General features: G+C 46.6%; 21 protein-coding genes and 1 tRNA gene. 11 read left to right on the top strand and 11 right to left on the bottom strand.

What is annotated here, in order from left to right; genetic code table 11:
* Positions 1-76 precede the first annotated feature (76 nt).
* A complete protein-coding gene (locus TRQ2_RS06250; protein WP_011943744.1) occupies positions 77-967 on the top strand; it encodes a DUF1385 domain-containing protein in 891 nt (296 codons plus the stop codon).
* On the opposite strand, the gene TRQ2_RS06245 is transcribed toward TRQ2_RS06250, so the two are convergent.
* Genes TRQ2_RS06245 through TRQ2_RS06235 form a run of 3 tightly spaced genes read right to left on the bottom strand, consistent with a single transcriptional unit; the run spans position 863 to position 4942 of the window.
* Entirely contained in the window at positions 863-1738 is an 876-nt protein-coding gene (locus TRQ2_RS06245; protein ID WP_011943745.1) for a glycosyltransferase family 4 protein, read from the bottom strand. The genes TRQ2_RS06250 and TRQ2_RS06245 overlap by 105 nt on opposite strands.
* Positions 1719-3536, bottom strand: a complete 1818-nt coding sequence (locus tag TRQ2_RS06240) for a nucleoside-diphosphate sugar epimerase/dehydratase (RefSeq protein WP_011943746.1) — start codon at positions 3534-3536, stop codon at positions 1719-1721. The genes TRQ2_RS06245 and TRQ2_RS06240 overlap by 20 nt, the downstream gene beginning before the upstream one ends.
* Positions 3530-4942: an HD domain-containing protein gene (locus tag TRQ2_RS06235; protein ID WP_012311013.1), complete on the bottom strand. Its 1413-nt coding sequence runs from the start codon at positions 4940-4942 to the stop codon at positions 3530-3532. Before TRQ2_RS06235 ends, TRQ2_RS06240 begins: the two co-directional genes overlap by 7 nt.
* Positions 4943-5020: 78 nt before the next feature.
* On the opposite strand from TRQ2_RS06235, the gene recJ reads away from it, so the two are divergent.
* The 10 genes from recJ to TRQ2_RS06185 all read left to right on the top strand — a co-directional run bounded on the left by recJ (position 5021) and on the right by TRQ2_RS06185 (position 13954).
* Positions 5021-7888 (top strand): single-stranded-DNA-specific exonuclease RecJ, encoded by a 2868-nt coding sequence (gene recJ, locus TRQ2_RS06230; protein WP_012311012.1) that lies wholly within the window; start codon positions 5021-5023, stop codon positions 7886-7888.
* On the top strand, positions 7849-8505 hold the full coding sequence (locus tag TRQ2_RS09650; protein WP_010865357.1) for a RuvX/YqgF family protein: 657 nt from the start codon (positions 7849-7851) through the stop codon (positions 8503-8505). The genes recJ and TRQ2_RS09650 overlap by 40 nt, the downstream gene beginning before the upstream one ends.
* Positions 8496-8571 (top strand) — tRNA-Arg (locus tag TRQ2_RS06220). The genes TRQ2_RS09650 and TRQ2_RS06220 overlap by 10 nt, the downstream gene beginning before the upstream one ends.
* A gap of 66 nt (positions 8572-8637) precedes the next feature.
* Positions 8638-9648: a rod shape-determining protein gene (locus TRQ2_RS06215; RefSeq protein WP_004081933.1), complete on the top strand. Its 1011-nt coding sequence runs from the start codon at positions 8638-8640 to the stop codon at positions 9646-9648.
* 4 nt (positions 9649-9652) lie between these two features.
* Positions 9653-10402: a flagellar basal-body rod protein FlgF gene (gene flgF / locus TRQ2_RS06210; protein ID WP_004081931.1), complete on the top strand. Its 750-nt coding sequence runs from the start codon at positions 9653-9655 to the stop codon at positions 10400-10402.
* A gap of 17 nt (positions 10403-10419) precedes the next feature.
* Complete coding sequence (gene flgG, locus TRQ2_RS06205; RefSeq protein WP_012311011.1) at positions 10420-11205, top strand: flagellar basal-body rod protein FlgG; 786 nt, start codon at positions 10420-10422, stop codon at positions 11203-11205.
* 6 nt (positions 11206-11211) lie between these two features.
* Entirely contained in the window at positions 11212-12072 is an 861-nt protein-coding gene (gene flgA, locus TRQ2_RS06200) for a flagellar basal body P-ring formation chaperone FlgA (protein ID WP_012311010.1), read from the top strand.
* The gene (locus TRQ2_RS06195) at positions 12069-12668 is read left to right on the top strand and encodes a flagellar basal body L-ring protein FlgH (protein ID WP_011943752.1); all 600 of its coding nucleotides are present in this window, start codon (positions 12069-12071) and stop codon (positions 12666-12668) included. Before flgA ends, TRQ2_RS06195 begins: the two co-directional genes overlap by 4 nt.
* A gap of 10 nt (positions 12669-12678) precedes the next feature.
* Entirely contained in the window at positions 12679-13674 is a 996-nt protein-coding gene (locus tag TRQ2_RS06190; RefSeq protein WP_011943753.1) for a flagellar basal body P-ring protein FlgI, read from the top strand.
* A 10-nt stretch (positions 13675-13684) separates the two neighbouring features.
* Positions 13685-13954, top strand: a complete 270-nt coding sequence (locus tag TRQ2_RS06185; protein WP_011943754.1) for a rod-binding protein — start codon at positions 13685-13687, stop codon at positions 13952-13954.
* On the opposite strand, the gene TRQ2_RS06180 is transcribed toward TRQ2_RS06185, so the two are convergent.
* From TRQ2_RS06180 to TRQ2_RS06145, 8 genes are read right to left on the bottom strand one after another with little or no spacing between them, the layout of a single operon-like run.
* Positions 13942-15267, bottom strand: a complete 1326-nt coding sequence (locus TRQ2_RS06180; protein ID WP_012311009.1) for a radical SAM protein — start codon at positions 15265-15267, stop codon at positions 13942-13944. The two genes, TRQ2_RS06185 and TRQ2_RS06180, sit on opposite strands and share 13 nt — an antisense overlap.
* A gap of 57 nt (positions 15268-15324) precedes the next feature.
* Complete coding sequence (locus tag TRQ2_RS06175; RefSeq protein ID WP_004081917.1) at positions 15325-15909, bottom strand: DUF981 family protein; 585 nt, start codon at positions 15907-15909, stop codon at positions 15325-15327.
* Between the two features lie 12 nt (positions 15910-15921).
* Positions 15922-16821: a polyprenyl synthetase family protein gene (locus tag TRQ2_RS06170; protein WP_004081914.1), complete on the bottom strand. Its 900-nt coding sequence runs from the start codon at positions 16819-16821 to the stop codon at positions 15922-15924.
* The gene (locus TRQ2_RS06165; protein WP_004081912.1) at positions 16787-17128 is read right to left on the bottom strand and encodes a 50S ribosomal protein L31; all 342 of its coding nucleotides are present in this window, start codon (positions 17126-17128) and stop codon (positions 16787-16789) included. Before TRQ2_RS06165 ends, TRQ2_RS06170 begins: the two co-directional genes overlap by 35 nt.
* A gap of 9 nt (positions 17129-17137) precedes the next feature.
* Positions 17138-17416 (bottom strand): ferredoxin family protein, encoded by a 279-nt coding sequence (locus TRQ2_RS06160; protein WP_004081910.1) that lies wholly within the window; start codon positions 17414-17416, stop codon positions 17138-17140.
* A gap of 6 nt (positions 17417-17422) precedes the next feature.
* On the bottom strand, positions 17423-18739 hold the full coding sequence (locus TRQ2_RS06155) for an NAD(P)/FAD-dependent oxidoreductase (RefSeq protein WP_012311008.1): 1317 nt from the start codon (positions 18737-18739) through the stop codon (positions 17423-17425).
* Positions 18736-19752, bottom strand: a complete 1017-nt coding sequence (locus tag TRQ2_RS06150) for an electron transfer flavoprotein subunit alpha/FixB family protein (RefSeq protein WP_012311007.1) — start codon at positions 19750-19752, stop codon at positions 18736-18738. The genes TRQ2_RS06155 and TRQ2_RS06150 overlap by 4 nt, the downstream gene beginning before the upstream one ends.
* Positions 19745-20602, bottom strand: a complete 858-nt coding sequence (locus TRQ2_RS06145; protein ID WP_012311006.1) for an electron transfer flavoprotein subunit beta/FixA family protein — start codon at positions 20600-20602, stop codon at positions 19745-19747. The genes TRQ2_RS06150 and TRQ2_RS06145 overlap by 8 nt, the downstream gene beginning before the upstream one ends.
* Positions 20603-20661 lie beyond the last annotated feature (59 nt).

The following is a 20661-nucleotide window of genomic DNA, read 5'->3' as shown; positions in this document are numbered from 1 at the left end:
TGGCCTGTTTTCTGTAACAATTATAGCACCTGTTGTATCATAGAATTTGAGAGATCGAGAAAGGAGAGGATAGAACGTGAAAGCAGGTGGTCAAGCGGTAATAGAAGGAGTGCTTATGATCGCAAGAAAGGTTTCCCTTGCCGTCAGAAAGCCAAATGGAAATATCGAAGTCAGGGAACTCGGGAAAGTAAAGTTTCCAGGTTGGGCGAAGATACCTTTCTTGAGAGGTTTTTATTCGCTTTTTGTTTCTCTCTACTTTGGAATAAAAGCCCTCAATCTTTCCTCCGAAATCTCTTCCGGTGAAAAACTGAAGGAAAGCGAGAAATTCTTTTCTCTCATCACAGCCGTTGGACTTGCCGTTGGTCTTTTTGTGATAGTACCTATTTTTCTGACCAATTTCCTGGTGACGAAAAAAGGAGAGTTTCTCTATTCTCTTGTTGAAGGATTCATAAGGGTTGGACTCTTTCTCCTCTACGTCTGGATCATCTCACTGTTCAAAGATGTAAAACGCGTGTTTCAGTACCACGGTGCGGAACATATGACAATTCACGCTTACGAACATGGAGAGGAACTCACACCGGAAAATGTGAGAAAATATTCGACGATACATCCAAGATGCGGGACCAACTTTTTGATGATCTTTTTAATAGTGGCCATCCTTCTTCTCAGTCTGGTCGGTGTCGTTGTGGAGATGAACACCTGGACGAGGATCGTTTCAAGGCTCGTTCTTCTTCCCTTCGCAGCGGGGATTTCTTACGAACTCCTGAAAGTCATAGCCTTCTTCAATGGAAAGGGACTGGTGAAGCTTCTCTATCTTCCAGGGTACCTTCTTCAATACCTGACCACGGCAAAACCAGATGACTCACAGCTTGAGGTTGCCATCACCGCGCTGAAGTACGCAGTAGGTGAAGAGAAGGACACAACAGAGGACAACGTAAAGGAGGATGAGGTAGAACTTCTGGGATAGTCCAAGAAGATTGAACATCAGTGAAAAGGAAACGAGGATCAAAAGTGTTTTCCATTTTCCTATCTTTCTGGAAAACACGTGGTGAGTATGTTTCTCATCCGGAGAGAACGGGTTTTTCTTTACAACCAATCTTCTCACAAAACTGAACACGATCTCGTAGAACGGAAATCCAAGGAAAAGCGTGGCGTATCCGAGATCTCCCTCGAAGAAAACCACCGATGCCGTGGAGAGGTAAGCTCCAAGAAGAAACGAACCACTGTTCCCCAGAAAAACCTTTGCGTCTGGGAGGTTCCATGGAAGAAAACCGATTATCGAAAACGCAAGAGACCTTTCTCCAATCATGAGCGAAGAAAATAGAGATATTCCGCTCAAAAGGCCGTCCAATCCATCGACTACGTTGAACGCGTTAACCATACCGACAAACCAGATCACGAAAAAGACAGGATGTATCCTCGCTCCAAAGATACTGACCTCTATGGTCACAGCGGTAGAGAACCAGACAGCAACCAGAGTGGTCACAGCGAGTTTGATTTTGTAAGAGAGGTCGAAAAGATCATCCAGAAGTCCAAGAAGAAACAGGGGAATCGAAAAGAGAAAAAAGGGATTGTCTCTTTCGAAGATGAGAAGCGTCAGGAATATGGAAACACCACCGACCGGCGGAACCGCTCTCCCGTGGGATTTTCTGGAGTCGGGATGATCGAGAAATCCCGTCTTCTTCGCAAAAACAGACAGCACCGAAGTCAGGAAGAAACTAATTATCGCTTCCCACATTTATTTGTGCCTCCGGGACTAATTTTTTCATTTCGGTGAGAAGTCCTTTTACGTCGCTGTTTTCGAAGGCTTCTTTCATTCTGTTGATTGCCTGTTCTACGCTCTCTTTCCCTGGAAGAACGGATGTCTTCACTCTGAAGATTTTCGAGTGTGGAGTCAACTCTTTCATCTCGTAAGGGTAGAGCAACTCTTCGTACATCTTCTCCCCCGGCCTGATTCCGGTGAAAACTATCTTTATGTCCTGGTAAGGGGTGTACCCAGAGAGCATGATCATGGTTTCCACAAGCTTCAGGATGGGTATCTGCTCTCCCATGTCGAGAATGAAGAGGTCCTTTCCGGAAGAGAAGAGAAGGGACTGGAGAATGAGGGAGACGGCCTCAGGTATGGACATGAAGTAGCGCTTCATTCGTGGATCCGTCACCGTTACAGGCCCACCTTTTTCTATCTGACGGCGAAATTTTTCCACTACGCTTCCCCTGCTTCCAAGAACGTTTCCAAACCTCACGATCGAGAAATTCGTGCTGTTTTTTTCTCTCGAAAGGATGTAGAGTTCCGCTATCCTCTTGGTGAGGCCCATCACAGAAGTGGGATTCACCGCTTTGTCTGTCGAGATGAAAACAAAATACTTAACACCGAGCCTTTCGGAGAGTTCCACGAGATTCATCGTTCCCAGAACGTTCACTCTGAAAGCCTCAAGCGGATTTTCCTCCATCAAAGGAACGTGCTTGTGTGCTGCCACGTGGAAGATCACGTCCGGCCTCAGCTGGGTCAACCAGTGTTCCATTATCTTTCTGTCGGCAACATCCGCTATGATCCTTTTTTTCTTCACCTCCGGAAAGTGTTCGGTGAGAAACTCGTTTATGAGATATATACTGTTTTCTCCGTGGCCCAGAAGAAAGATCTCCGCTGGATTCATCCTGGCTATTTGCTTGCAAAGCTCAGAACCGATACTGCCTCCTGCTCCGGTCACAAGAATTTTCTTCCCTTTCAAGAATTTTCCTATTTCATGAAAATCCACCTTCACTTCTTCGCGACCCAGAAGATCTTCTATGGATATTTCCTTCAGATGGGAGATCCTGACACGTCCTTCTATCAGCTCTCTCACACTGGGGAGGGTCTTTACTCTGACCTTTTTCAAATCGATGCTTTTGAGAATTCGTTCCATCTCAGCTCTGGAAGCTGAAGGTATAGCTATCACGATTTCGTCCACGTTCATTTTCTCCACGAATTCCATTGTTTTCTCTATTGGTCCAAAAACCGGAACTCCCCTCACCTTTCGACCGATCTTTCTGGGAGAATCGTCCACGAAGGCCACTATTTTTCCTAAATGGGGGTGTTTCTCAAATTCTTCGAGAATAGAGACTCCCGCATCTCCTGCCCCTATGACCAGTATTCTCTTCTCCCCTGAGGTTTTTCTTAGCCTGTTCACAGTCAGCCACTGCCATGTGATCCTGCTCAGCACAAGAAGGGCCATCGAACCAAGAAAGGTGGCAAACCCCACGGATCTGGGAAGAACTATTCCCCTGTAAACATAAAAAAACGCAAGGTTGGAAAGATAAGAGATAACGCTTCCTCTTATGAGAATGAGAAAGTCTCTGGCATTAGCGTATTCCCACACGATGGAATAGTTTCCGTTCAGAATGTAGACAACAGCCGAGACAGCGGTGTATACGATCACGGATTCGTCATAACGGCTCATTTCCTGAAAGTCAAAACCAAACCTCGAAAAGAGCGCCACTACACCCGCAAAGTACGTCAGAGCCACGTCGATTACAAAAAGGAGTGCCTTTCTTACCATCTTGTGATCACCCTTCTCCCATCCTCCGGTATAACTCCGTACTTGAAGAGTACCTCACGCACATCCTCGGTTACGTACACCCTCACGATCTGAATCATGTTGCTCACCATCAACCTGTATGCAGGGTATTTCTTCACGTACTCGTCCACTGTGAGAATCTCATCATGTTTGGGGTCGTAAAGGAAGACGTTGTTCTGGAGAAATTCATCGGGATGAAAGATGGTGAGTTTGTACGGTGTGTCGATCCTGAAGAATTTCTCTTTGTTATCGCGAATCTCTTCGAGAATGCTTTTGTCTGAATCCTCTACGTTAACACTGGACAACACACGGTCTATGTTTTCGACGATCTTATCGATCAGGTTTCTGGCTGCAGACAGGCTGAGTTCAGATGGATCAAACCCTTCAGCGGAGAAAGGACGCTCAACCACCATCTTCCACAGATCGCGATTTTTGAACCGCTCCACGAGTTTCTTCGTTTCACTGTCCCCCTTCAGTTCGAGTTCTCTGAGAATGGAATAATCCGTCAATTCGAGGAATTCGTCGAGATCTTTCAAGCGCTCTTCCAAATCGAGAATCTCACAGGCCTTTGAGAGTATCTCCTGAATCATGAGATCGGCAGCACGGGACGTTTTGTGGAAATACACATTTTTGTACATCATGAATCGGCTGAACAGTATCGAATATATGTTGTCAACCACCTTCACGTGGTAACAGAGTATCTCTTTTCCATCTACCTCTTTGACAAGGGAATTCCTCAGCACCCTGTCCACGTTCATCGGAGCAAAATGCCCCACTCCGCTGTAGTAAGAGTCCCTCAGCAGAAAGTCGAGTCTGTCGGCTCCCAGCGGTCCCTGGATGATGTTGAAATCCACACTCCCCGTTTCCTCTCCTCTGTATACCTCAACTACCCTTTTTGCTATCTCCTGAAAGGCGTCTTCCAGGGAAACCTCTCCCACCGATTCTCTTATATCTTCGATTACTGCTTGTTTCAATCTTTCGTTGTATGAGTTGAAAACCCTCATCATCTCTTCAGGAAGCTTTTCCGTTATGAGTTTGTTTCTGAACTCATCGTGACCATCCTCGTAACCGTATCTTTTGAAAACCACATCGTCGAACTGGTGACTGAACGGACCGTGTCCAACGTCGTGCAGCAAAGCGGCAAGACGCACTATCCTTATTCGATCGCTTTCTTTGAAAAGATTCCTCGCGTACAATCCGGCAACGTGCATGGTTCCCAATGAGTGTGCAAAGCGTGTGTGAGTCGCGCCGGGATACACGACGGTCGCCCCTGCCAACTGCGAAAGAAAGCGAAGCCTCTGAACCACTTTCGTATCGGTGGCTAGTATTTCCAGTGGATAGAGATATATTTCCGAATGCACAGGATCCCTTGAAACCTTTTTAAACACGCTATCACCACCCTTCTGTTAAATTGTATCACTCGAAAATATGGTAAAATTACTAAAAAAGAAAAGGAGAAGCGGAGGATGAAAAAGTGGGAACTTTCACAGCCTGATGAAAAGGCTGTGTCAGAGATTTCTCAGTATTTTGGTCTCAATGAAATTGCATCGAGAATACTCGTAAACAGAGGCTTCACTACCAGGGAAGCGGTAGAGGCTTTTCTGTTCGTCAATGAATCCCACCAGCACGATCCCTTCCTCTTCAACGATATGGAGAAAGCGGTTGAAACCCTGCTTGAAGCCCGATCCAAGAACGAACTCGTTCTGATCCACGGAGACTACGATGTGGATGGTATAACTTCAACCGTTATGTTGAAGGAATTCCTCGAGGAGAACGGCTGGCGTGTTGATGTTTATATTCCCCACCGTATCGAAGAGGGATACGGTATCCAGCCAGAAAACATCTCGACCTTTAAAGAAAACAACGTCTCCTGTCTTGTAACGGTTGACTGCGGAATAACCGCGCTGGATTCGGTCGCTCTCGCGAAAAAATTCGGAATGAAAGTGATCGTCACGGACCACCACGAGGTGAACGGCGATCTTCCCCCCGCCGATGCCATTGTGAACCCAAAAGTACCTGGAGAGAACTACCCATTCAGAGATCTTGCAGGTGTCGGTGTAACTTACAAACTCGTCCAGGCTCTTTCTGAAGCGACCAATTATCCCCATCCCGAGAGATTTTTGGAGCTGGTAGCTCTTGGAACGGTCGCCGATATGGTCACCCTCCTCGACGAAAACAGATACTTCGTGAAAAAGGGAATAGAGTTACTTGCGAACACAAAACGTGTAGGTTTAAAGAGGCTTCTGGAAAGACTCGGACTGAGAAATCTCACATCGCACGATATAAGTTACAAAATAGCTCCTCGTCTCAACGCCGCGGGCCGTATGGGGAGTGCCAACGACGCCTTCAATTTACTGATAATGAACGATCCAGCGAAAGCGGACGGTGTTGTGGATAGATTGATGGAGCTGAACAGTATCAGAAGGAAAACAGAATGGGCGATATACAAAGAAGCAATTGAAATAATCGAGACAAACGACCTGTGGAAAGATCCCGTCATAGTCGTTGCAAAAGAAAACTGGCACGTGGGAGTCATCGGCATAGTCGCTGCCAAACTGGCAAATCGTTATGAAAAACCCGTTGCAGTCGTCTCTCTGGACGAAAAGATAGCGAAAGGTTCCATAAGGAGCTACAACGGTTATGACATAATGAACATTTTCAACGAAGATATTCTCAAAATATTCGAGGAGATAGGAGGTCATTCCTCGGCGGTTGGCTTCTCCTTGAAAAGAGACCAACTGGAACCGTTCAGGGATTACATCAGAAACATTTCTCTGGAAGAACGAGAAGAGAAGGTAATCGTTGATGCTGAGGTCAGAATGGAAGATATCGATGATCGCTTCATTGAAGACATAAAAAAACTCATGCCCTTCGGCCAGGGAAATCCGGAACCTGTTCTTCTCTTCAAAGACGTCCTGGTAGAAAAGATCCATTTCTTTGGAGAAGACGGCAGCAACGTGTTCCTTCACCTGAAAAACGGTGAAAAGAACCTGGAAGTTGTGGGATACAATTTCAAGAACCTTTCGAGTTCTCTTTCTACATTACCAGTAACTCCCACCAGAGGAGACGTTGTGGTGAATCTGCGCCCCATGGGAAATGGAGTTTCTTACTATCTCATCTCGTTGGATGTGAAACCTGTTTTCTCTGTAAAAAACAGAGAAGTGAGTCATATACTGAGTAGATCTAAGGAAGAAAGAACACTGATAAAGGTACCTTACCCATCAAAAACAAAGCTTCTGCTTTCCATAAAGGAAGAGCTTCGGGGAAAACTGGCGATCGTTTCTTTAACGAACGCTACGACTCAAAACATTCTGGGGTGCCTTTCGAGGTACTACACCTCCAGAAACTTGGGATTTGTAAATTCCACCTTTTCTAAGGAAGAAGAAAGCGATATTGTTCTCTTCACCCTTGCTGGTTTTCTGAAAAAACACCGTCTGGATGAGTTTGATGTCTTTGTGGTGAACGAGTTCCAAGATTTTCTGGCGCATCGCGACAGCGAACTGGTCAAAAGCTTCCTAGACATAGTCGACAAACACCCGGGAAAATTCATCTTCGTTGCCTCGATGGAACACCCAGGGTTGGAAGAGTTTCTGAAAAAGGAAAAATACGATGTCGTTGAGCTGAGAACCGGCGAACCTGAGGAATTTCTGTTCTCCGATCAGAGAAATTCTTTCGACTTAGGTTCTCTTGTGGACGCTCACAGTTTCGCGGTGGTTGTTTCTGAGAAAAAACTCATACCAGATCTTTATCGGAAGATTGGCAAAGATGCAATCGTTTACTACACAAGCATGGACATGGAAAAGAAAATAAAGGCAATCGGCTTGATGGAAAGTGGTTCTGCTCGAAAAGCGATCATCACAAGCAACACCGATGGGCTTCCGACCCACATAAAAGGCGATATCTTCTTTTACGACTTCCCGCTCAGCATTTACGAAATAGTGGATCTTTTGAGAAGAAAATCGGTGGTTAACCTCTGCTACTCTTCCTCCGACATTGAAAAGCGTCGATACGAGCTCAACAAGCTGTTTCCAGATCGTGAAAAACTAAAAGAAATAGCGATCACAGCGATGAATCTGAAAGACAAAGAAAAACTGGAGAAGATTTTGGAGAGCGAGTACGATCTGAGCAGCGCCACTCTGAGAAAGATTTACCTGGACCTTCTGGAAGAATCCGGGTTCAACTTCGATAGATGGAGTTTTTCGGAAGATGAAAGGATACCTTGGAGATTGCTTGAGAGAGAGCTCGAAATAGCCCAGTTCGAAAGGACGGTTTCCGTTCTTTCAAAGGATCTGAAGTGGATATTCAACTTTTTCAAGGATACGGTGGTAAAGTGATAGTCGCTGTGGATTACGGAGAAAGGAAGTGTGGAGTCGCATTTGGAGAAATTCTTCCTCAAAAAAGTCTTGTGATACCCACAAAAAACCTGAAGGAATTCATCAGAAAGCTGAAACCTGATAAAATAATCTTTGGATTGCCTCTTTCAATGAGTGGAAAATACACCCAGCAGACGTTCAAAACAGTCGCGGTTGCCTTCAAATTTTCAAAAGAGTACGAAACATATCTCTGTGACGAAAGACTCACCACGAAAATAGGAGAAAGAATCTCGAAGAGAGATGACGCCGTGAGCGCCGCTCTGATTTTTCAGTCTTTCTTCGAGAATTCCTCGGTATGTGAAAAAGTCACAGATCCAAGAAAAAAAGTCGATTTGGCTTTGGAAAAAGTCGATGGAGAAGTTCTCCTGTACGAGTTCCCAGATCCTTCTTTGAACATCGAAGCAAGAGAAGTTGATGTGGTCACGAAAAATCCGGTTCTTGCTTATTTCTACAGTAAAAATGGATACTTCGTTGGAAGAGAACTTTGGGAAAAGAAGTACGACCTGATCATTTCTGGAAAAAACTGCGAAGAGTTGAAGAAATACCTGAAAGAAAACGGTAGGCTGGTGTGCCTGTAGCTCAACGGATAGAGCGCTGGACTCCGGATCCAGAGGTTGCGGGTTCGAGTCCCGCCAGGCACACCAGATTTTTTTTAATTCTTAGGAAAAGCACATTTTGAAGAAGAAATATCATGACGAGGAGGTTTTAAAATGCCAAGAGGTGACATCGGAATAGATCTTGGAACAGCATCCATAATCGTTTACAAGAGAGGAGAAGGAATTGTTCTGCACGAACCTTCTGTCGTTGCGATCTCAGAAAAAACCGGGGAAATCGTCGCCATAGGAGAAGAAGCGAAGAAGATGCTCGGTAAAACTCCAGAAGGCCTCAAAGCGATAAGACCCATGAAAGACGGTGTGATAGCGGACTACAGAATGATCGAAGCGATAATAAGAAACTTTCTGAAGAAAATCATAGGAAGGTTCAGCTTCGTGAAACCTTCTCTCATCATAGGTGTTCCCACGAAAATAACAGAGGTAGAAAAGAGAGCGGTGTTCGAAGCCGGTTTGAACGCTGGTGCCAGAAGGGTTCACATCGTTTCCGAGCCGATCGCAGCTGCGATAGGTGCCGGAATAGATGTGATGGCTTCAGAGGGAAACATGGTGGTGGATATCGGAGGAGGAACCACGGATATAGCGGTCATCAGTCTCGGCGGCACGGTGGTGGGAGAGTCCGTGAGAATGGCTGGAGACGCGATGGACGAAGCCATCGTGAAGTTCATAAGGAAAAAATACGGTCTCATTATCGGAGAATCCACCGCTGAAGAGATCAAGAAAAGAATAGGAAAAACACATCCCGCTTTCGAAAACTACGAAATAGAAATAAAGGGAAGAGATGTGGTGACGGGTCTTCCGAGAACAGACCGCGTGAGCTCGGAAGACGTGAGAGAAGCGATCGAACCCATCATTTTTGCGCTTCTTACAAAGCTCAAGAATGTCTTGGAAAGAACACCACCAGAACTCTCTGCCGACATCATAAACAACGGCATTCGTCTGACCGGTGGAGGTGCACTGCTCAGAGGACTGGACAGAACCATATACGATGAGATACACGTGAAGACGATCGTGGCAGACGATCCCATAACCTGCGTCGCAAGAGGAACGGGGATTCTCCTCGAAGATGAGAAGCTCCTGAAAACCGTGTGTGAAACCTATTCGAGGTGATGTTATGACGAGGGGCATATACAACGCCGCGATGGGAATGCTTGTCGACATGGCTAAACTCGATAGAATCGCCAACGATCTGGCAAACGTTGACACTGCAGGCTACAAACAGGACCGGGAAGCCTTCAGGGCCTACCTGAGACGAGAGGTGTTCAGGCAGGAGCCAAACCCGGTGGAGAGCAGAACGAAAAAAGTGCCGATCGGTCCTCTGGAGTACGCTACCGTTCTCGACGAGGTCAGAACAGATCTCTCCCAGGGTCCTGTTGAGGAAACAGACGTTCCTTACCACCTCGCGATAAATGGAGAAGGATTCTTCAGAATAGAATTCAACGGAGGAGAGTACTACACAAGAAACGGGGAATTCACTGTGAACAGCGAGGGATACATCGTTACGAATTACGGAGGCTATCTCCTCGATGAAAACGGTGAAAGAGTCAGATTCTTCGATGATTTCACCGTGGACGAAGAGGGCTACGTGAGAGACGCATATGGAAACATTGTCACCAGGATCGGTGTGTACAATCTGGAAAACCCAGAAAAATTTGGAAACACACTCTTCACAGGCGAGAATCCATCACCTTCGGAGAACTTTAGGATTATGCAGGGATACGTAGAAAAATCAAATGTGGATGCCCTGAAAGCCATGGTGGATATGATCTCAGCGATGAGACACTACGAGTTATCGCAGAGAGCAGTGACAGTGAACGACGAACTAAACGGAAAGCTGATCAATTCACTCGCCAGTCTGAAATGAACCGGAGGTGTTGAGCAATGATGATATCGCTTTACTCTGCGGCAACGGGGATGTCAGCACAGCAGTTCAAACTTGATACCATAGCGAACAACCTCGCCAATGTGGACACAACAGGCTACAAAAAAGTGAGGGCAGAGTTCCAGGATCTTCTCTATCAGTACGTGAAGAACGCTGGAACTCCAACCGCCGCGACGTCATCCCTTCCAACAGGACTCTACGTGGGTCACGGGGTGAGAACGGCAGCGACGACGCGCATCTTCACCTTGGGTAACTTCGAGCAAACGGGAAACGCGCTTGATCTTGCGATAGCCGGAGACGGATTTTTCCAGATCCAGCTTCAGGACGGTAGAATCGCTTACACAAGAGACGGAAGCTTCAAGATTGACAGCGAAGGAAGAATAGTCACTTCCAACGGACTTCTTCTGGTACCGGAAATCACCATACCTGAGAACGCCGTCTCGATAAACGTTTCTCCCGATGGAATCGTCTCCGCCGAACTCCAGGATGGTACGATACAGGAACTTGGAACGATCACCCTTGTGAGATTCGTGAACCCATCTGGTTTGAAATCCATAGGAGACAACCTCTATATCGCAACTCCAGCCTCTGGAGACCCCATCGAGGGTGTTCCAGGACAGGACGGCTTCGGTGCTATAAAGCAAGGCTTTCTGGAGAAGTCCAACGTTGATGTGGTGCGGGAAATGGTGGACATGATCACAGCACAGAGGGCCTACGAATTCAATTCTCGAGTTATACAGACAGCCGATGAGATGCTCAGAACAGCCACGAACGTGAAGAGATGATGAGTTATGAAGGTCCTTTTGGTTCTGATGGTGCTCATCTCCTCCTTCCTCTTCTCTGAAACTCTGACGTTGAAGGAAACGCTCCTGGCTTCGCCAGGAGTTCTTTTCTTAGATGACATCACAATCGAAAAGGTAGAATCTGAAAAGAGCCTGATGATTCTCCTGCCCGGGCTCGAATATCTCGTGACCAGAGATCTCCTCAGAACAAAATTTCCAGAGTACGATTTCACAGGTCCAGAAAGCGTGAGAATAACTGTGGAAGGATCCAGCAGTCTCAAAAACACTGTTTTCGAAGAGATAGGAAAGAAAGCGGGGACAGAAGACTTCGAAGCCTTCGTGGTGAAGACCTTTGGAACTCTGCCGGAGAAATTTGAACCTCAAACGATCAGAGTAACGAAAATCTCGAAAAATCTCTTCAGCGTCTTTCTGAGGTTTCCGGAAACATACGTGACCCTCAACATGTTGCTACGCAAAGAAAGGAATGTGGTGGTTCTGAAGAGAAATATAAATGTGGGCGATGTGATAAAGGAAGAAGACGTGAGACTGGAAAAGAAAAACGTGTTCGAGATCTATGGAGAGCCGTTCTTCGACGTTTCAGAGGTGGTCGGAAAGATATCCAGAAGATACCTGAAAGAGGGAACCGTTCTGACTGCGGACATGGTGAAAGATCCCCCCGACGTGGTGAAAGGCCAGGTGGTTCCAGCTTACGTGGACATGGGCAGCATAAAGGTAACAACGTTCGTTGAGGTTTTGGAAAACGGCTATCTCGGTGAAACGGTGAGGGCGATGAACGTAGAGAGCAGAAAATACGTCTTTGGAAGAGTTGAGAGAGGACCTGTATTGAGAATTCTGGAGGTGGTAGAGTGAAAAAGATATCAATCGTGCTGTTGATCGTTTTCGTAACAAGCATTTTCCCCTTCTCAATTTGGAACTCTGCGGGCGAATCCGAGTACAAAAATCTCCTTTCCATACAGAAAGCCTCGAAGGTTGGAGACATCCTCACCATCGTGATCCGGGAAAGCAACAACGTGTCTTCGGAGAGGGAAAGTCTCGAGATCCAGAAAACCCTTTTGAACATCTTGGGAAACGTTGTGAACGCAGCCGCAGGTGTCAACCTCAACAACTTCATTCCTATAAACAACAACTCTCCTGAGAGACAGCGCGGTGGAAAGGTGCAGTCTTCCGTCGTGGCGAAGATCTCGGCAGTGGTCGTCGACATCGATCCCTACGGTAACCTCGTGGTGGAGGGAAGAAAAACGATAAAGGTGGACAAGGACTATCAGGAAATCATCGTGAAAGGAAAAGTGAGGCCAGACGACATAGAGATAGGAAACGAGGTGGATTCCTCCAAGCTTGCAGATTCCGAGATATGGGTGAACGGGAAACTCGTTTTCAGCGAGGAACCCGGAAAAGAGAGTTTCTTCGACAAGATACTCGCGTTCTTAGCAGGACTCTTCACATGAGGTGATGAACATGAAGAAGAGATTGGCCGTTTTGCTGGTCATAGTTCTGACGATAACCTTTTCGTTCTCTGTGACCACAAGGATAAAAGACATAGCGTTCTTTAGAGGTGCCCGTGACAACCAGCTCTTTGGAATAGGACTCGTTGTTGGTCTCAACGGAACGGGAGATTCCGGTAACGTGAACTCTCCTCTTCTTCTCGAAATGATGAAAAAGTTCGGTGTTCAGGTTTCGGAAAACGACCTGAAGTCCAAGAACACAGCACTTGTGATGGTCCTCGCAGACATTCCTCCTTTTGCCAAAGAAGGTATGAGAATAGACTGTGTAGTCGCTTCCATAGCCGATGCGAAATCACTTGCAGGTGGATATCTCCTCCAGACACCTCTCTACGGTGCCGATGGAAAGGTGTACGCCGTAGCGCAGGGTTCCGTGATCATCGGAGGAGAAGACGTAAAGCTCTCTTCCAATCTCCAAAAGAGGTACAGAGTGGTTGGCTATCTTCCAGAGGGTGCCATCGTGGAAAGGGACATTCCATCTGACATGCTCGATGGAGACAGTGTGACGATCCTTCTGAGACAGCCGGACATCACCACCGCAGCCAGGGTGGCGAGGGCGATAAACGAGAAGTTCGAGATGGATCTCGCAAAGGCCATCGATCCATCCGCCATCAAATTGACCGTTCCCAACGCGTTCCAGGATGACCTCATCACGTTTCTTTCGCTCGTTGAAGAGATAGAAGTTCAGCCAGACGTTCCGGCAAGAATTGTGGTGAACGAAAGAACAGGAACCGTTCTGTTCGGAGGGGATGTGAAACTATCTGACTTTGTGATCTCCTACGGAAACTTCACGATAAGTGTGACCGGGGGAAAAATAGGAGATAAAGATGCCACAATCTCCAATCTCGTCAGCGCTCTCAAAGCAGCGGGTGCCACTCCTCAGGACATCATAGCCATTCTGCAGGTGATCTACGAATCGGGATACATTACAGGAGAACTCATAATCATGTGAGGTGAAAAGCGTGTTCGTCTACGGAGTTTCTTCTAATATAAAGAATCTGCGGGACGCGAGCATTGAATTCGTGAGTGATCTCTTCTACAGAATCTTCAAGGAGATGTACGAGTCGATTCCGAAGTACGATCTCGTACCTGAAACAACTGCCGAGAAGTGGTTCAAAGAAATGCTCCTTCAGGAGTATTCGAAACACGCCGCAGAGCAGAGCCCTCTGGCCGACATGGTTATGAAGAGTCTCGGTGGAAAGAAAATTTCCAGCCTTCCTCAGAGAGAGTAGGCTTCTCTATGAGAAAGCAGACGTACAAGGAACGGTATGCCCCGTCTGAATATCAGCCTCGGTGACGTGTAAACGGCGTAGTAGGCCTTTATAAAGAGTCTCCTCAGCTCCTTTGGTGAAAAATTCGGATGCTTGAAAACCAGGTGCGTCCCGTCGAATTTTCTCCAGTCTTTTTCAAAGATCAGGTGTTTTAGTTTTTCGAAAAGGACGGTGCCGGGATACGGTGTGAGAATGGAAAACTGAACGATGGAGGCCTTCAATTTTTTGGCTAATTTCACTGTTTTCTCTATGGTTTTCCTCGTGTCTTTCAGCGCTCCAATCACAAAGCTCGCAAACACGTCTATCTTGTACTTCTTCAAAAGATTCATCACGTCGAAAGCTATATCTGATTTCAAATTCTTTCCGTATTCCTCGAGCACCTCATCGTTCGCACTCTCGAAACCTATGAAAAGCATTCTACAACCGGCCTTCGACATCGCTTCCACCATATCTTCTCGTCCCAGAAGTTCATCAGCCCTCGAAAACGCCCACCACTTGAAACGAAGGTCTTTCCTCATCATTTCCTCACACAGATTCACGACTCTTTTTGGATTTATCGTGAAGTTGTCATCGAAGAAGATGACAGATCCGTATCCCAACTTTTTCAAGATTTTCAGCTCATCTATCACGTTTTCGATGCTTCTCCACCTGATTCTCCTTCCCATGAACTGAGAAGCACTGCAGAACTCGCAGTTGAAAGGACAGCCCCTTGAGGTGATCAGACTCGTCGCTCTCTCACCCGCGAATTTCGTTCTGTAAAGATGGACTTTCTCTCTATCGGGGAACGGCAGATCGTCCAGATTCTCCAAAAATCGAGAAGGCAAAGCTATTACTTCTCCATCCTTCATGTAGGCAACACCGGGTATGAGAGGATATTTTTCATTGCTTGCTATGCTCTCTACAAGATCTGAAAAGGCTCTTTCTCCTTCTCCGAGCACGACGTAATCGCAGAGTCCCTTCTGAAGGATCTCATGGTAGTAGGCTGTCGCGTGGGGGCCTCCCATCACCACCGTTACGTTCTGCGCTTTAGCCTTCTTTGCGATCCTTTCCACAACGGGAAACCGCACAGTATCGGCAGATATCCCCACCACATCGTAATCTCTGAAATTGAACCTTTCCAGATCGAATTTCTCCACGTTCATGTCTATCAGAGCCACGCTGTGTCCTTTTCTCTTGAGGGAGGAACTAATGTACATGAGACCGAGGGGAGGATAGACGGCACCTAGTCTGTAGTAGTACCCACCGCTGTAGGGATTTATGAGGAGCACTCTCATGAGAATCACCTCTGTGGGTATTCTAACACAGAAAGAAGGGGCCGAAGCCCCTTTTTTTTACCTCATCGGAATTGGAGTCCATTTTCCGAAACTACCTTGCGGGTTTATATGTCCTGTGACGGAACCGTACATGGTGATAAACCAGAGAAGAAGTGTCAGGGCAAGGAGCACTACACCGAGGAACCTTATGACCTTGTTTTCTCTGAGTTTCCACACCACAGGACTCAGAACACCCACAAGACCCGCTGCGATGAATCCAAGACCAGAAGTGAATGGATGCTTTGTCATACCATAACCCATGATGGAACCTCCAACTATGATCGCGTATATTCCCGCAAACAGCGCAAAGATCGTCGTTGGCATGAGATCCCATCCCTTCGCGACAGCTATTGCCGCGGCGAGAAAGACGAAACCGTAAAGAAGGAAAGGTTCTCCGAACGCTATGTTGTGGCTGCCGGGAAGCGGCCAGGTCAGAACCATGTGGAGTCCTGTTGCGATCGCCAGAAGTCCAACCGCCGCAAAAGCTGGAGCAAAAGACTTCGCCTTCTCAGAATCGTTTAGACCCTTGAGAACGAAAGCGATGAGAACGCCCAACCCTGCAACAACATCTGCCATGAACACAGTCAGGTAATCAACAAACATATGTACACCTCCTCATGAAGAGATTTTGATTTTAAAAATCCCATCCACAAAATCTCTCAACCATGAATTCTCTATTATCACATTCTTCACAAGAACCTTCAGAGTCTCTTCACATTCTTTCAGAATCCCTTTTTCTCTCATAAATGACATCAATCCACTCCAATCACGGTTTTCAAACATCTGTCTGGCTTCTGGAAACTTCTCCATCGCCGTCACCAATGGAAAAGAAGCGACGCCGTTTTTGAGATCGAGAAATCCGTCTTTTCCAATCTTTTCCATTCCAGCAAAATCCATGATGTCATCAAACATCTGATAAATGGTTCCAATGGTGACCCCCAGATTGTAAAGATCTTCTCCGAGTTCCCCCTCGAGTAATGCGGGAAGCTGCAACGCCAGGCCGAAAAGCGCACCGCTCTTTCCCTCAACTATGCGAAGATATTCTTCTTTTGTAATCGGTTTGTATCGACTCAGCTGTTCGATCAGCTCCGCTTCCGACATTTTCCCGATCACATTCAAAAAAGCTCTTCTCAGTTTGTTATTTCCTATCTCTTCAACCGTATGGAACGCACTGACAAGTACAAGATCCCCCGCTGCCACCGCTGCTTTATCACCGTACATGAAATTTATCGTCTCTTTTCCCCTTCTAAAACGAGCACCATCGATCACATCGTCGTGGAGGAGTGAGGCAAGGTGAACGAGTTCGAGAGCTGCAAGAGAAGATATCGCATCTTCACCGATCTCTACTCCTCTATTTTTGAAAGAAAGTATCGAAAGTCTCACTCTCAACATCTTTCCGTAGAGCGGAAGATCCTTCATTATCTGTTCTGGAAAGAATTGGGAAAGAATCTGTTCGATGCGTTCTTTGACTTTTTCCAGTTCATAGGAGTTTTGGTTCAGCTTGTTTTTCGTCATCTGCTTTGAACACCTCCGGATAGTTGTCGACAAAGCCATTCTGCTGCAACTCAATTTCAAGGGACTTCTTCAGCTCCATCAGATCCTTCCTCAGCCTGTCTATCTTGGATAAGACCTCTTCTATGAACTTTACGCTGTTTGTCACGACGTTTATGTTCTGATGGCCACAGTGCGGACACGTTGTAACTATGATGGAGTGCAATTTTTGCCGGGGTTCTATCTGGTAACTGTTTCCACAGGTGGTACACAGAACCGTTCCTTCAGTCTCCACACAGGGAAGCTTCTTTCTGTCGATCTTCACATACATAAAATCACCTCACCCGAATTTGTAGAGCACACCGTAATTTCCCCTTGGATAATTCCATTCTATGTTTCCAAAGGGACAAACAATCCTACAGGTGCCACACTCGAGACACCCCTCGAATTTCACCTCCATTCCACTCTCCGTCCACTCGTACACATCCGCAGGACAACAGCTCACACATGGTCGATCGGAACATTTTTCCGCACAGATGCTTTCATCTTTTATTTTGAGATGCGGATTTTCCTCATCCGTTCTGTATCTGTTCAAATAGAGTTTATCTTCGATCCTCACAGTACATCACCTCACAGCTCTCCAGAATCTGAGCAGATCAAGGGAGATTCCAATCAAACTTCTCCTGGAAAGTACCATGTCCGCGATCTGTTTTTGAACGTCCCACTTTGGAGTTCCGTCAACCTGTAGAAATCTCTTCAAAGCATCGTTTGCAAGATCCGGATAGATTTCTACGAACTGGTGGTTCTTTTCCATAGTGGGCATGAGATCTTTGTACTTTTCCAGGTCTTTCAATATGAAGGATTCTTTCAATCTGAGATAGTAATTCTTCAGAGTTTTTTCAGAAAAATCTCCCTTTTCGAAAGCTTCGAGAAGTGTTTCAGCGGCGAGTCTTCCCGATGTGATCGCGTGATTCGAGCCTTCTCTATGTATAGAGTTCACAAGCATTGCCGCATCTCCACAGACCAGAACCCTGTCTCCATAGACCTTTGGCATCGCGTAGTATCCACCTTCAGGTATCAAATGCGCCAGATACTCCATCGTGTTGTTTCTGTATTCTCCCAGCATATCGGAAATGACGGGGTGATTCTTCAAGTTCTCAAGAAGTTGATACGGCTTGATCTTCTTTTTTCTGAGATCTTCAAGGAGAACCCCACAACCCAGAGATACGGAAGATCTGTTGGCGTAAAGAAATCCCATTCCGAACATACCTTCAGACCAGCTTCCAAGAAGTTCTATCGTTGCTCCATCGTTTCCCTCCACACCGAAGACCCTGTTCACCACCTCTTCAGGAACACTGATCACCTCTTTCACAGCAACGGCCACCATGTGTGGTTTCAGATCTTCCTTCCTGAGCCCAGCTTTCATCGTGAGGATGGGATTCACACCCTCCGCGATCACAACCGCCTTGCTGTGTATTTCTCCCTTTGGTCTCGAGGTCACCACGCCTGCTATTTCTCCTTTTTCGTTCCTCAGGAAGTCTTCCACCTTGGTTTTTGGTATGATCAGGGCACCTGCTTTTTCCACCTCCTGGGCAAACCATCTGTCAAAGTTTGCCCTCAAAACAGTGAATGCATTCGGATTTTCTTTCCATTCCACGTTTCTGTGACCGATCTTGATGACACCTTCATTTCCGAGGAGCCAAAGGTTCTGCTCTATAACGTTTCTTTCAAGAGCTTTCGAATTTGCCGCTTTTTCCAGAAAATCTGGCATGATCTCTTTCAGAGGATGTACGTAGAGAACCCCTCCCATCACGTTTTTGGAACCCGGATATTCTCCTTTCTCCACGACCGCAACTTTGAGACCATTCTTGGCAAGAACGTATGCGCAGGACAGACCAGAAGAGCCAGCACCAACGACGACAACGTCGAATTCTATCTTCATTTTTTCACCCCACTTTTGTTCAGAAGCTCTCTGAGTTTTGCAGTGAGAGCGGGAACTACTTTGTGCAGGTCACCAACGATCCCTATATCGGCTATATCGAATATTGGTGCTTTCTCATCTATGTTTATGGCCACTATTATTTCTGACTCTCTTATTCCAACCACGTGCTGGATCGCACCGGAAATGCCACACGCGAAGTATAGAACGGGTCTCACTGTTTTTCCGGTCTGGCCAACCTGATGCTCTGGAGAAATCCATCCAGCTTTCACAGCCGCCCTTGAAGCTCCCACTTCTCCTCCAAGGAGATCCGCGAGTTCCTTCAATTTCTTGAAACCTTCCGGTCCCCCAACTCCTTTTCCACCCGCTACCACAACTGGAGCGTACTCGAGGTTCACCTGGGTCTGAAGCGGTATGGTTTCCAGAATCTCGATCAGTTTGTCAAAAGTTCCTAAATCGTACTCCTCTTCTATGATCTCTCCCGTTCTCTCTGGATCCGGCGGAAGCTCTTTCATAACACCTGGTCTCACCGTTGCCATCTGCGGTCTGTGATCCGGACACATGATGGTTGCCATGAGGTTTCCACCAAATGTGGGCCTCGTCATGGCAAGAAGCTTTTTGTCCGGTATTATATCCAGTCCTGTGCAATCGGCAGTCAGACCTGTTTCAAGTTCTGTTGCCACCATTCCGGCGAGCTCTCTTCCTTCGAGAGTTGCACCTATTAAGAATATCTCCGGTCTGTACTTTCTCACCATATCCACGAGGGCTTTCTTGTAGAGATAGTTCACATACGTGTTGAACTCCCTGTTCTTAACATAAAGAACTTTGTCCGCTCCGCGTTGAATCGCTTCTTTTGCCACACTCTCCAGACCTTCTCCCAGCAAAACACCCCATACTTCTGAATTTTCCAGTTTCGAGGCGAGATCTCTTGCCTTTCCAATGAGTTCCCAGGAAACAGGATGAGCTTTTCCACCGTGATGTTCTATGAGAACGAAAATTATCTTTTTCTCACTCATCTTTCTCACCTTCCAACACAGGTTTCAATGCTTCCACGAGTCGAACGGCTTCAAATTTTTTCAAAGCTTCTATGAGTTTCTCCGCTGCCACTTCCGGATCTTCATTTTTTGAAATGATGTCTCCACCTTTTCTCGCCGGGGGTATGTTTGTGCTCACAACCCTTGTAGGTGATCCGAAGAATCCACATTTTTTTGGATCGAGGCCCAGATCTTTGTGAGTCCAGACGATGGGCTCGTACTTGATCGCTCTGATGAGATTGGGCAGATTTGCGTACCTTGGTTTGTTCAGCTCGTCCGTGATTGTGAGGACCGCTGGCAGTTTGAGCCGTATCTTTTCAAATCCCCGGTCCAGTCTTCTGACTATCACCATCTCTTTTTTCTCTGGATCTATTTCCTCTATTCGAACGACGTAGGCACCGAGTGCGTATCCGAATCTTGTAGCAAGACCAGGTCCCACCTGACCGGTGTCTCCATCCACCGCCTGCTTTCCTGTCAAAATGAGATCTATCTTTCCTATTCTTTCTTCAATCTTCTTTATTCCCCAGTAAAGTGTGTATGTCGTGGCGAGCGTATCCGCTCCTGCGAACGCCCTGTCGCTCAAATGGACTGCTTCATCGAGACCGAAGGCAATGGCATCCTTCAAAGCCTCTTTTGCCTGCGGTGGTCCCATGGTGATCACATAAACCGTGGCTCCGAATTTTTCTTTCAATTGTGCGGCAAGTTCGAGTGCCCTTTCATCATCGGGATTTATGATAGACGGGACACCTTCTCTCACAAGGTTGTTCGTTTTTCTGTCGATTCTGACGTTCGTTGTATCGGGAACCTGTTTGATACAGACAACCACATTCATGCTCTTCGCCTCCTCAGATATCTCCTCCAAAGGTCAAATCCCACGAACATGAGAACAGC

This window comes from Thermotoga sp. RQ2 (assembly GCF_000019625.1).
GTDB lineage: Bacteria > Thermotogota > Thermotogae > Thermotogales > Thermotogaceae > Thermotoga > Thermotoga maritima.
Note: the sequence above shows the minus strand (reverse complement) of the source record. Positions and strands in the feature narration are given on the sequence as shown.